Origin of the sequence: Ensifer adhaerens, from assembly GCF_001270265.1 — a bacterium.
In the GTDB taxonomy this organism is placed as follows: Bacteria; Pseudomonadota; Alphaproteobacteria; order Rhizobiales; family Rhizobiaceae; genus Ensifer; species Ensifer adhaerens_B.
This window is the reverse complement of record NZ_LGAP01000030.1, coordinates 24,806-36,479: the sequence shown is the minus strand read 5'-3', so window position 1 is coordinate 36,479 and position 11,674 is coordinate 24,806. Positions and strand designations below refer to the sequence as shown.

The 11,674-nt window shown below is 61.0% G+C and carries 14 protein-coding genes and 3 pseudogenes; 4 read left to right on the top strand and 13 right to left on the bottom strand.

The annotated features are described in order from the left end of the window. Window positions 1-27: 27 nt before the first annotated feature. Window positions 28-1,149: an HPP family protein gene (locus tag AC244_RS28535; protein WP_053252203.1), complete on the bottom strand. Its 1,122-nt coding sequence runs from the start codon at window positions 1,147-1,149 to the stop codon at window positions 28-30. Window positions 1,150-1,210: 61 nt separating this feature from the next. Continuing rightward, complete coding sequence (locus AC244_RS28530) at window positions 1,211-2,095, bottom strand: LysR substrate-binding domain-containing protein (protein ID WP_053252202.1); 885 nt, start codon at window positions 2,093-2,095, stop codon at window positions 1,211-1,213. A gap of 118 nt (window positions 2,096-2,213) precedes the next feature. On the opposite strand from AC244_RS28530, the gene AC244_RS28525 reads away from it, so the two are divergent. Then, window positions 2,214-2,885, top strand: coding sequence for a 5-formyltetrahydrofolate cyclo-ligase (locus tag AC244_RS28525; protein WP_053252257.1), 672 nt, complete (start codon window positions 2,214-2,216; stop codon window positions 2,883-2,885). Between the two features lie 39 nt (window positions 2,886-2,924). Here AC244_RS28525 and AC244_RS28520 read toward each other — a convergent pair whose 3' ends face one another. Both AC244_RS28520 and AC244_RS35795 read right to left on the bottom strand, forming a co-directional pair. Further along, on the bottom strand, window positions 2,925-3,176 hold the full coding sequence (locus AC244_RS28520; protein WP_152976146.1) for a hypothetical protein: 252 nt from the start codon (window positions 3,174-3,176) through the stop codon (window positions 2,925-2,927). 234 nt (window positions 3,177-3,410) lie between these two features. Then, window positions 3,411-3,548 (bottom strand): PLP-dependent transferase, encoded by a 138-nt coding sequence (locus AC244_RS35795; RefSeq protein ID WP_082367225.1) that lies wholly within the window; start codon window positions 3,546-3,548, stop codon window positions 3,411-3,413. A 102-nt stretch (window positions 3,549-3,650) separates the two neighbouring features. On the opposite strand from AC244_RS35795, the pseudogene AC244_RS36830 reads away from it, so the two are divergent. Further along, window positions 3,651-3,905: pseudogene (locus tag AC244_RS36830) on the top strand (FitA-like ribbon-helix-helix domain-containing protein); the annotation flags it as partial. A gap of 129 nt (window positions 3,906-4,034) precedes the next feature. Further along, window positions 4,035-4,250 (top strand): annotated as a pseudogene (locus tag AC244_RS36820) (recombinase family protein); the annotation flags it as partial. Window positions 4,251-4,252: 2 nt separating this feature from the next. Here the strand turns inward: AC244_RS36820 and AC244_RS35785 are convergent. The 5 genes and pseudogenes from AC244_RS35785 to AC244_RS36810 all read right to left on the bottom strand — a co-directional run. After that, window positions 4,253-4,688: pseudogene (locus AC244_RS35785) on the bottom strand (IS6 family transposase); the annotation flags it as partial. 50 nt (window positions 4,689-4,738) lie between these two features. Next, on the bottom strand, window positions 4,739-5,428 hold the full coding sequence (gene ric / locus AC244_RS28505) for an iron-sulfur cluster repair di-iron protein (RefSeq protein ID WP_053252198.1): 690 nt from the start codon (window positions 5,426-5,428) through the stop codon (window positions 4,739-4,741). 273 nt (window positions 5,429-5,701) lie between these two features. Next, the gene (locus tag AC244_RS36815) at window positions 5,702-6,100 is read right to left on the bottom strand and encodes a hypothetical protein (protein WP_152976145.1); all 399 of its coding nucleotides are present in this window, start codon (window positions 6,098-6,100) and stop codon (window positions 5,702-5,704) included. After that, on the bottom strand, window positions 6,039-6,290 hold the full coding sequence (locus AC244_RS38945) for a DUF6522 family protein (RefSeq protein WP_414735961.1): 252 nt from the start codon (window positions 6,288-6,290) through the stop codon (window positions 6,039-6,041). Before AC244_RS38945 ends, AC244_RS36815 begins: the two co-directional genes overlap by 62 nt. Window positions 6,291-6,621: 331 nt before the next feature. Beyond that, the gene (locus tag AC244_RS36810) at window positions 6,622-6,825 is read right to left on the bottom strand and encodes a hypothetical protein (protein ID WP_152976144.1); all 204 of its coding nucleotides are present in this window, start codon (window positions 6,823-6,825) and stop codon (window positions 6,622-6,624) included. Window positions 6,826-7,061: 236 nt separating this feature from the next. Between AC244_RS36810 and AC244_RS28495 the strand changes: the two genes are divergently transcribed. Beyond that, window positions 7,062-7,481: a group III truncated hemoglobin gene (locus tag AC244_RS28495; RefSeq protein ID WP_053252196.1), complete on the top strand. Its 420-nt coding sequence runs from the start codon at window positions 7,062-7,064 to the stop codon at window positions 7,479-7,481. A gap of 120 nt (window positions 7,482-7,601) precedes the next feature. Here the strand turns inward: AC244_RS28495 and AC244_RS28490 are convergent, their stop codons facing one another. From AC244_RS28490 to AC244_RS28475, 4 genes are read right to left on the bottom strand one after another with little or no spacing between them, the layout of a single operon-like run. Then, window positions 7,602-8,357: an SDR family NAD(P)-dependent oxidoreductase gene (locus AC244_RS28490; protein ID WP_053252195.1), complete on the bottom strand. Its 756-nt coding sequence runs from the start codon at window positions 8,355-8,357 to the stop codon at window positions 7,602-7,604. Between the two features lie 18 nt (window positions 8,358-8,375). Next, entirely contained in the window at window positions 8,376-9,134 is a 759-nt protein-coding gene (locus AC244_RS28485; RefSeq protein WP_053252194.1) for an SDR family NAD(P)-dependent oxidoreductase, read from the bottom strand. An 8-nt stretch (window positions 9,135-9,142) separates the two neighbouring features. Further along, window positions 9,143-10,177, bottom strand: a complete 1,035-nt coding sequence (locus tag AC244_RS28480; RefSeq protein ID WP_053252193.1) for a proline racemase family protein — start codon at window positions 10,175-10,177, stop codon at window positions 9,143-9,145. Window positions 10,178-10,188: 11 nt separating this feature from the next. Continuing rightward, window positions 10,189-11,664, bottom strand: a complete 1,476-nt coding sequence (locus AC244_RS28475) for an aldehyde dehydrogenase family protein (protein ID WP_053252192.1) — start codon at window positions 11,662-11,664, stop codon at window positions 10,189-10,191. Between the last annotated feature and the right edge of the window lie 10 nt (window positions 11,665-11,674).

Genomic DNA, 11,674 nt, shown 5'->3' with positions numbered 1-11,674 from the left:
GGATGTGCCATCGCCGTGCGTTGTCGATTACGCCGCGTCCTCGTCGGCAACCTTGCTTTCAAAAATCGCTCTAGCGGCCGCAGCTAACAGATCGGTCTGAGAGATTAGCCCCAGGACATGGCTGTTTTCATCGACGATGATGACCGCGTGTATCCTGCCGCTCGTCAAGGCAGGCAGAAGGCTCATGGCCCGGTCCTGCGGACCGGCGGTTACCGGCACCGCGAGACTGTTGGAAAGCGTCGTACCGGCTTGTGAGAGCTCTCTCAGCCCAACTGTGCCCACGAGCCGATCTTCCCCGTCCTTGACCGGCAGAATGCGAACATTGTGCTTGAGCAGAAGCGAGCGCGCCAATTCACTGTTGTCTTCATCACGCACGCTGATGACGTCGCGCGACATGATATCCCGGCACAGAATATTTGGTGTCGCGCGGATCGCAGCTTGCAATTCCACCTGCCGCAACAGCCGATCGAGGTCGTCGCGACTAATGTCGAAAGTCTCCTCGAGCGCCTCGAGTGCCGCGTCGACGTCAGCACTCGTAAAACCGACACGTCGATCAGACGGTGGGTCAACTGTCTGATGGGCATTCGAAACAGGCGCTGCGACATGAGGGTAGTTGCGTCTGGCGAGCTTGTGAAACAGGACGCCGAGCGCAACCAGCAGGCACGAATTGAGTGCAACGGGCACCAGGGGGAACCAAAGGCCCCAATTTGCAACGACCGGACCCCCAAGCACCGCAGTCAAGGCGGCAGCGCCGCCTGGCGGATGGAGGCAGCGGGCAAACGACATGGCAGCGATTGCAAGCGCGACGCCGATACCGGTCGCAATTAGCGGGTCCGGTATAAGCATCGCTGACAGGACGCCGATAAATGCCGAGATCGTATTGCCCCCGATGATTGACCAGGGCTGAGCAAGTGGACTGGCCGGCACAGCGAACAGGAGGACTGCGGATGCACCCATGGGCGCCACGATCAGCGGAAGGCTGGCACCAGCGCCGAAAAAGCTGCCGCTAATCATACCGGTCAACAGGATGCCAACCAGTGCCCCGAGGCACCCGAGCAGACGCTCGCGCAATGTGGCTCCGGCAAGGATTGGCACAAAGAAACGCCGGGGCGGCCCTGCGGGCGGCATGATATTGGGTGAATCGACCATGGGGTTTTCCGTTACTGGCGGCGCGTTCGAAATCGAGATAGCCGATTGCTGGTTCGAGAAATCAGCGTGCGGACGGGCCGGGATTGGCCAGCATCGCCTGATGCAGGATCTCGACCGCCGGGGAGCGACTGCCCTTGCGGCAGACAAGCAGTGTCTGGACAGCGCGCAACGGGTGTATCCTGACCGCACCCGGCCAATCCATGAGATCAAACACGGATCTCGGCATCACACCGATCGCGTCGCCGGCTGCGACGCTTGCCAGTATCGCGTGGTAGGACGAGACTTCCGTGGTCCTAATCGACCCGGCTGGCCTGGTCCAAGTTTCCGCCACGCGCCGATAGGTGCAGCCGGGCTCAAGCGCTGCCAAGGAAGTGACCCGCACGTCGGCAACCGTCGTGATCGGCGGGTGGGACGCGGGCAATACGATGAGCACCTCCTCCTCATAGATCGGCTCGGCATCAAGATCATCGAGCATCTCTGACCGTGCATCGACAATGTCGGCTGGCATCCGTGCGATCAAGGCGCAGTCGATTTCCTCGGCAAGGACAGCCCGGGTCAATTCCTCTGACGAACCCATTGTCAATCGCACGGCGATATCCGGATGGGCCAGATTGAATGCCTGCAGTACCAGTGGCAGACGTGTGGCGGCGGTACTTTCCATGCTGCCTACTCGCAGCATGTTGGGCATCGCCGAAGGCTTGAGCGCGTCGCGCGCTTCCTTGCCTAGCGCGAGCAGACGGCTGGCATAGGACCGAAACGTTCGACCATCGCGCGTCAAGGTCATCTTCTTGCCTTGGCGACTGAAGAGTTCGACGCCGAGTTCCTCCTCAAGGGCACGAACGCGGTTCGTCACATTGGATGGTGCGCGACCCGCCGCAGTGGCTGCCCGCGTCACGCTGGCATGCTCGGCGACTGCCAGAAAGATTTCGAGACTCGTGAAATCCATTATTAGCCTGCAAGAAGAATGAAACTGCCTTATTGTTCTCGATATCGGAATGACAATCAAGGCGGCCGCAGGAATTGGATTTCGAAACTTCGCCGGATCAAGAGAAAGGCAGACGATCATGAACGGAAACAATGAGGACGACATTCCGCCAACCTATTCGTCGCCGCCATGTCTCATGAACGAGGTGGATCCTGTCTATATGGGTCTCGAAGTGGCCAAACCGAACTCGACCTACGAATGGCGCAAACAGTTGCGTCAAGCGCTGATCAATTCGAGACGGGCCACACTTGCTGCGGAACGCGCAGTGTGGACACAGGCGATCCAGGCGGCGATCGATCCACTCGTGCCTGACGTCGAGGGCAAGGCGATTGCTCTTTACTGGCCGTTTCGTGGCGAACCGGACCTGCGCCCCTGGATGAACGCGCTCGTTGAACGCGGAGCCCTCTGTCTGTTGCCGGTCGTTGTTGCAAAAGCGCAGCCGTTGAGTTTTCGATCGTGGCGACCGGGCGAACCGCTAGAAAGAGGCGTCTGGGGCATCCCGGTGCCGGCCGCCGGACAGCCTGTCGAACCATCGGTCGTCGTTGCACCTGTGGTGGGTTTCGACAAGGACGGTTTTCGCCTGGGCTACGGCGGCGGCTATTATGACCGCACGCTGGCCGTTCTCAGGCCAAAACCATTTGTAATCGGAGTGGGTTTCGAACGGCAGAAGATCGAGAGCATTCGTCCGCAATGGCACGACATTGCCATGGACGCGATCGTCACCGAACTGCGGACACGGTTGCGAACATGAGGCCAGTGGACGGGCCTGCGCCGGTTCTCCGGCCAGCGGTCAAACGGTTGAAACCAACGGTCCCCCTAGCTGCAAATAGAAGCAGAGAGCCACAGTCGAGATGACGAGCGAGACCGTCTGCGAAACCAGTCTGGCAACCACGAACGAAAGCCCGATTCCGAGTAACACCGCCGCAACGCCAAGCCAGAGACCCTGATAGCTGAACACCAGTCCGAGCGCGGTCAAGCCGACGGATGTGGCGACCGTTGCCCGCACCGCATTGCCGCGCACCTCCTCAACGTGTTCGCTCAAGCCGGAAGTAACTCCCTTGAAACTGAACCCCATCGAAACGCTCAGCAACAGGGATAGCAATAATCCATTCCACATCGTCTGCCCAACCCTCGAGTTCGTGCTTCAGACAGAGGAAAGCAAAAGCCGGGCCATCCGGTAACACCCCGGCTTCGGCGCGTTCGAACCTATGCGAGGAGAACGATTTGCAGGAAAATCCGGCACGCGGCCGGGCAGATTGCCCGTTCGTTGTGCAGATCAAGCAATCGCAGCGAGGGCTTCCGCAAGATCATCCCTCAGATCCCGCTCGCTCTCCAACCCGACGAACATGCGCAGCAACCCATCACCGATCCCTGCAGTTTTACGCGCTTCCACGCCCATCGATGCGTGGGTCATGGTGGCGGGATACCCGCCGTATTCGACCTTGCTTCAGGTTGCCGATTTGATTGCGTTTTGAAATTGTGCGAGCAACGCAATCACACTTGAGGATGTAAAACAATGCCATCCATCACAATCCGCAACGTTCCAGACGAGGTGCATCGCGCCATCCGCTTCCGGGCGGCACTGCACGGCCGCAGCCCCGAAGCTGAAATCCGCAGCATTCTGGAACAAGCCGCCAAGCCCGAAGGCCGTTTAAAGCTCGGCGCATTACTGACGTCCATTGCCCGCGAAGCGGGCGGGCTGACCGATGCCGAAGTGGAGCGCTTCAACCAGCTACGCGACAAGATCCCGGTCGAACCGATGAGCTTTGATCGTTCTCGATACCAACGTGATTTCCGAGCTGTGGAAGGTCGAGCCAGATTCCAGCGTGCTGACCTGGATCGACACGCAAATAGTCGAAACCCTCTATCTGTCCACGATCACCATCGCCGAACTAGACGCCTGATTGGCTATGCGCGCGTCTCCACAGACGAGCAAGCGACAGAAGCGCAAGAGATCAAGCTGCGCGCGGCCGGTTGCGCTCCGATCGTGCAGGAACACGGCTCCGGCGCCTCTCGTGCTCGTCCCGCCCTTGCAAAGCTTGTCTGAGATATTGGCGCCGGCGACACCCTCGTGGCCGTGCGCCTCGACCGTCTGGCGCGCTCGGTCAGCCACCTACAGTACGATCGGAGCTTGTCGGTGATCATGGCGCGTGGTGGGTGCCCTTGGCTCTTGAGCAGCTTTCGCATCAAACGCTTTGCAGCCCTGGCATTGCGACGGCTCTGGACCAGGACCTCAAGCACGAAGCCGTCCTGGTCGACGGCGCGCCACAGCCAATGTTTCTTGCCGGCGATGGTGATGATAGCCTCATCGAGGTGCCATTTATCGCCGAGCCTGCCCGCCGATCGCTTCCGAATATCTTTGGCGAAATGCCTGCCGAATTTCTCCGCCCAGAGCCTCACCGTTTGGTGAGAGACTAGGATGCCACGGCCGCCAGCATATCCTCGACCATCCGCAGACTGAGCGGGACCGGAAATACAGCCAAACGGCATGGGCAATCACGTCCACTGAAAGTCGATGACGACGACATAGAGGATCACGGGCAAGTCTGGTCATGCCGCCAGATCCCACATCTTGATCGATGACCGGTTAACTTGACGGTGCCGTCATGAGGGCGGCGCGGCGCCCTCATCTTCCCCAAGGTAGGAGAAACGAGGAAACAGAACCTTGTTTTCCAGATGCATATGCGTGACCAGGTCGTCTGAAAATTTTCGAAGGCCAACGTAAAGTGCCGTCCAAGAACGGCATGCATCGCCCGGAAGCGTAAAGCCGTGCGTCAGATGCTCGATGGTGGCGAGGCTTTCGCCTTCGCATACATGATCGTCTCGCATTCTGCCTATCAAGTGTTCGATATCCGGGTCGGGCTCGTTACGCATCATCGGAAATAGGGCGAGCTCCTCGCGAGCCATATGGGGGACAAGCTGGTCTTGAAGATCGACAAGTGCCTTTGCAAGGCCGAGTGGCGCGTCCGGATGCGCAGCGTGAACGTGCTCGACTTTCTGCGCCAGCGGGATCAGCCATTCGAGGTCATTTCGGTGTGTTTGATGATACCGCTCCAGTATATGAGCGATAAGCTCGTTTGTGCCGTCCGGCGCATCGCGCCTTGCCGCCTGCTCGAGCGCCTGAAGGCGCTCGAGCAGATCTCTCGCGACAATCCCGACTTCCACCGCCGCATCCGCTAGCGAAACATCGCCGTCACAACAAAAGCCGATGCCATGCTGCCGGAAGAGTTCCGCCGCACCTGGAAGTTCGCATGCGATCGCGCCCACGGTCGTGTCCAAGTTCAGTTTAGTCAAATGTGCTCTCCTTGATGCAGAGAGGCCATGATCCGCGAGAGAAGTTGACGCGAAACCGATTCATGACCCGTTGATCAAGTGAGAAGCTATGCAATTCACCTGAGCGTTCTTTGTTGGAACGCAAGTTCAATTCGGCAAGATCGCGACCACTGCCGCTTTTCCGCCCGCTCTGGCACAGATGCACTGCAGACAATGGATCGCCGCTGCTGCAAAGGCTTGAGCGCGTTGACGCAGATGCTCTTCGCGCTCGCGCTCGGAAAGGTGAGGTATCGCTCAATCAGGAATTCGCAGAGCACCGCTGCCGAAATTGTCTGGTAGCGGCACGAGCACCGACGGCGCGGTGAAGAGAATATCGGTCGTCTCGCCAATGGCGAACGCTTCTGGACCCATGCCTTCGAATAAACGCGTGGCGTTGTTGCGGATGACGCAGTGAGCGCGGATGCATTGTCGACCGCCCTCTGCCTCATGCAACCGACAGAGATAAGCAGCTTGATCGAAACACGGGCAGATCTCGGCGTCGACATTTTGAGTCAGACGGGCAATCGGGTACGCTTCGGTCTCGGGGCGCTGGAACCGGGCGCAACGGAAGTCAAGGCGACGTTGGCGGTCGTCAGCGACCCGAACCGTGGATACCGTGACGGCGGCGCCAACTGGCCAGACGCTCGCGATCAAACGAGAAAACTTCGTCCATCACCATTCCGTCGGCAGAAACCGTCGCGGTCCAGAGGCGACCGCCGCATCGCAACGTCAGTCTGAATGTTCCAGAGTGCTCACCTTGACCGATCTCGACCTGGCTTTTGACTTCCCCGCGGCTCAGGCGGTTCTTCAACTCCGTCGGCGGCAGGCGAAGTGCTGACGACATCGTTGCTGCCGGAACGGAAAAATCACCGCCGGCATCGCGCTCGACACGTAAAACTCGCCTGTTTGTCAACGTCAGCATCGGACTGCTCTTCCTGAGGATGCGGCTCTCTCGATGAGGCGCAAAGCGCCGGTGATCGCCCTCTTCGAGGTTTCGATTTTCGCGCTACCAGCCAAGCCAATGCAATAGCGAATGGTCGTAAAAAAGGATCTCAGGCCTGTTTCCACCGATGAAGGACTGTTGTGACGAATAAGGGTGCGCGGGCATCCATCCTGATCACCAGGGTCATCACGGCATGCGAGCTCACAGATTACAACAATACGGATTCCGGCCATCAGAAGGTCGTCGCCGAAGGTGACGACTGTAACCGTGGCCCGTTGACGGGTCGCTGCAGAAGGTCGCGTGACGCTTCGAGGCGATGCGCTAGGAGATCGAGCAATTGCCCATCAGTGGCGGCCGATGGCGCGCCAGCAAACAGCTCGGCGATCTCCACCGCACTGGCGCACAACGTTGCATCCCTCGTCTCTGTCTTGATCATCTCTTGAACCTTGGCTGCGTCAGATAGCGATGCAGAGAGGAGCTCTGCGGGAAACCTGTTTGATCCTTGGTAGGCTCGAGATGTCGTCTCCTCGTTGCGCCAACGCAAGCTGCGGAAGATAGGCCTAGTTTGGTTTGGCGCAGGCCAACACGACACGATGCCGCATGGCTACGGATTTACAGCGTTGCTCCCGTCGCCTAATGAATGCCCAATCAGAATGCATCGATGGAAACATCATGAGTGCGACACTGCTCCCCACCACCATATCCGAAGAACTGCTCAAGGCGATCGTTCACGACTTTTACGGCCGCATCCGACGCGCCCCCCTGCTCGGGCCGATCTTCAACGCGCGCATCGGCGAGCATTGGGATCTGCACCTTTCGACGCTGGTCGACTTCTGGTCATCCATTGCGCTGAGATCTGGGCGCTACGGCGGGAAGCCGCACGTCGTCCATCAGGGCCTCGACCTCTCGCCCGAACACTTCCAGCACTGGCTTGTAATGTTCGAAGCGACCGTCTTCGAACATTGCGCCGGTGAGGCGGCAAATTTCCTGCTCGACCGCGCGAGGCGTATCGCCGACAGCCTGCAGATTGGCCTCAACATCGGACCGAATGCGCTAAGCCTGCCGCCGAAGCAGCCCGCGAGGCAGTTTTAACGAGCACGCCTTCATAAGCGCCGCGGCTGCTTACCGACAGGTGCCTCCTCGGCGCGGATGGCTGGGTTGCGAGATATCTTAGCATTGAACCGCTGGCCCATCCGCTCTCCCCTTTATCCGTCACCCCACCGCCTGCGCGCCGGTTATCTCCACCAGCGAACCGCACATGAAAGCAGCTTCTTCGGAGGCCAGAAACGCCACCAGCGCGGCGACCTCGTCCGGTTTGCCGATGCGGCCGAAGGGGACGAGTTTGTCGAGGTCGGCGATGGTGCGGCCGGAGCGTTTCACACCGGCCTCGAGCATCGGCGTGTGTATCTCGCCGGGGCACACGGCATTGACTCGGATCTTGTCCGGCGCGTAGTCGCGGGCGAGGTTCTGCGTGAACGCAGCCACTGCCGCCTTCGTTGTGTTGTAGGCAATATGGTTCGGGGCAGGATAAAGGCCCCATTGCGAGGCGGTGTTGACGATGGCGCCGCCGCCGGCTGCGATCATGTGGGGAAGGACCGCGCGGCACAGATGAAACATCGAATCCAGGTTGACGGTGAAGCTCACATCCCAGTCCTCGTCGGAAAGCGACAGGAGATTGCCGCGCCGGTTGATGCCGGCATTGTTGACCAGCACGTCAATCCTGCCCTGAAGCGCGAAAGCCTGTTCGATGAGACCAAAGCAAGCGTCTTTTTTCGCCATATCCGCGGCGATCGCTTTCGCCTTGCCGCCGCCCGTCACGATATCGCTGACGACCTGTGCGGCGGCCTCGCCGTTGACGTCGGTCACGACGACCAGCGCGCCCTCCTCCGCCAGACGCCGGGCAATGGCGGAGCCGATGCCGCCGCCCGCACCGGTGACGATGGCGACCTTGTGCTCAAAACGTTTCATGGACATCTCCTCCTTGCATTAACGGATATAGCTGCCGCCGTTGACGTCGAGCGTGGCGCCGTTCAGCGAGGCCTGCGAGGGGCGCAGCACGAAGGCGACGAGTTCGGCCACTTCGCACGGCGCCGCCATCTCGCCGATCGGAATATCGGCCACGGCGGCCTGTTTGCCGTGCGCGGCGATGAAGTCCTCGGCCATGTCCGTCCGCACCCAGCCCGGCGCTATCGCAACCGCGGTCACGCCATCGCCGCCGAACGAGCGTGCTATCGACTTCGTCAGGTTCACCAAAGCTGCCTTCGTGGCGCCGTAGGGCATGGCGTCGGCGGCATAGCCGCGCTGCCCGGCACGGCTCGCCATGTTGACGATCCGCCCACCGCCTTGCGCTTTGAAATGCCGGATCGCTTCCTTGCAGAGATCGGCAGCAGCGAAGACATTGACCTGGAACTCCCTTTGCCATGCAGCCTTCCAATCGTCGGCCGGGGCCTCGATGGAAATCTCGGTGCGTGTGCCCGCATTGTTGACGAGGGCGTGAATGCGGCCCGCCGCACCCACGGCCCTCTCCCACAGTTCGAAGGCGCCTTCGGCTGCCGAAAGATCGGCCTGCACGATCAGACCGTTGCCGCCGATGCGCGCAAGCAGGGCCTCGGCACTTGTCTTGTCTCGCCCATAGTGAATGATCGGGCGCGCGCCCTCGGCGGCAAGGCACTCGACGATGGCGGCGCCTATGCCGCCCGAGGCTCCGGTAACGAGAACAGTTTGCCCTTGCAGTGACCTGTTCATCTCTCCCCCTATCTCAAAAGATTGACCTGCGGGCCCCATGTGTCGGACAGCGCAAAACCGGCCTTGAATGGATCTTCCCGGTCGAGGCGCAGTTCCGTGCGACCATAGACGTATGCACTACCCGTGATGCGCGGCAGCACGGCCTTGCGGCTGCCGACCTCCGTTTCGCCGATGGCCTCGGCGCGAAACTCCCCGCCAATAATCGAGCGCGAAACGCGCGTGTCGCCTACCGACAGGAGTCCACGCGCATGGAGTGTCGCCAGATTGGCGGAGCTGCCCGTGCCGCAGGGCGATCGATCGACCCGACCTGGCTGCAGCGTCGTGCACGTACGCACGGCCCCGTCCGGCTCATGATCCCGGAACATGACGTAGGCGATCCCCTCCACACCGGGCAGCGTCGGGTGCCGGACCTTCACCTGGTCGACCAGCAATCGTTTGAGCTCGATGCCGGCTTCGGCGAGCGCCCGCGCATTCGCCGGCTCGATGGCAAGCCCGATCTGCTCCACATCAACCAGTGCATAATAGACACCACCGAAGGCGATATCGACCTTGATGCGGCCCCATTGCGGCGTGTCGATCTCGTGATCCAGCAGCTCCGCAAAGCTCGGCACATTGTCGAGGCTGACCGAAAGGCAACGCCCATTTTCGCACCGCGCCCGCGCCACGATCAGGCCGGCCGGCGTATCGAGCCGCACCATTGTTTCCGGCTCCCGTATTGCCACGCGCCCGCTTTCAAGCAGGGCGGTGACGACGCAGATGCAGTTGCTGCCGGACATCGGATGCGCGCGGTCAGCCTGCAGCACGATGAATCCGGCATCCGCATCGGCGCGCGTCGGCGCGAGCAGGAGGTTCACCGACATGGCAACATGCGCGCGCGGTTCGAAAGTGACGAAGCGGCGCAGGCTGTCGTCCACCTCGTTGATGTGGTTCATCTTGTCGAGCATGGTGCTGCCGGGCAGCTCCGGCGCGCCGCCCACCAGCACATGTCCGAGTTCGCCTTGGCAATGGACGAGTAGCAATTCCAGCGACTTTTCGAAACGCATCGCACCGGCTCCTACTTGATGTACCAGCCCCAGGGATCTTCGCTCATGTATTTCGTGATCTGCTTGGTCTCCAGGTAGTTGTTCAGACCCCAGCGGCCGAGTTCACGGCCGATCCCGGATTCCTTGTAGCCACCCCAGGGCGCTTCGGTGAAGGTGGGCTGCGAGCAGTTGATCCAGACGATGCCGGCGCGGAACGCCTTCGCCACGCGCTCTGCGCGCGTGTCGTCCCTGGACATGACGGCAGCTGCAAGGCCGAAGCGGGTATCGTTGGCAAGTGCGACCGCCTCCTCCTCCGTCTTGAAGGGGCGCACGCAGACGACCGGGCCGAAGATTTCCTCGACCCAGGCGGCGCTGTCGAGCGGTACATCGGTGAGGACCGTGGGGCGCAAGTAATAGCCCCTGTCAAAACCCTCCGGACGCGTGCCCCCGCAGGCGACCGTCGCGCCGGCCGAGTTGGCGGCATCGATGGCTGCGACAACCTGTTCATATTGCCTTTTCGAGACGAGCGGGCCGAGCAGCACGCCCTCGTCAAGGCCGTCACCGATACGGATCTTGTTTGCCTCCTCGATCAGCCGTTTCAGCAACGCACCATAGATCCCGTCCTGCACCAGAACACGCGAGGTTGCCGAGCAGACCTGACCCTGGTTCCAGAAGATGCCGAACAGGATCCACTCGACCGCCTTTTCGATGTCCGCATCGTCGAACACGACGAAGGGCGACTTGCCGCCGAGTTCGAGGCTGACCCGCTTGATGTCGCGAGCGGCTGCAGCCATGATCTTCGAGCCGACAGGGCCGGACCCGGTAAAGGCGAGTTTGTCGACTTGGCTGTGGTCGATGATCGCCTGGCCGGCGACAGAACCCGCTCCCGGGACGATGTTGAGCACGCCCGGTGGCAGGCCGATCTCGTCAGCGATGGCTGCGAGTTCCAGCGCCGTCAGCGAGGTCACTTCGGCAGGCTTCAGCACCACAGTACAGCCGGCGGCAAGCGCCGGCGCGACCTTCCATGAGGCCATGAGGAGCGGGTAGTTCCACGGGATGATGGCGCCTGCGACGCCGATCGGTTCGCGCACGGCCTTTGAAGTGAAGCGATCGTCCGCAAGTGCAATCGCTTCTTCCGGATCGTTGTCGAGTTGTTCGGCAAGGCCCGCGTAGAAATCGAAACAGCCGGCTGCATCGGCGATGTCCCAGTCAGCTTCAGGGAGCGGCTTGCCATTGTCGAGCACCTCGAGGCGGGCGATTTCCGCCTGCCGGGCGCGGATGCCTGCCGCGATGGCACGTAGATATCGAGCGCGCTGGGCACCGGTCAGCTTCGGCCAGCCATCCCTGTCGAAAGCACGCCGAGCGGCCTTGACGGCGCTGTCGACATCCTTGGCGGTCGCTGCCGAGATCCGGTGGATGACCTCTTCCGTTGCCGGGTTGACGACTTCAAACGTCTTGCCGTCGGACGCGGCGGTCCACTTGCCGTCGATATAGAGTTCGCTTCGCATGGTTTTTCTT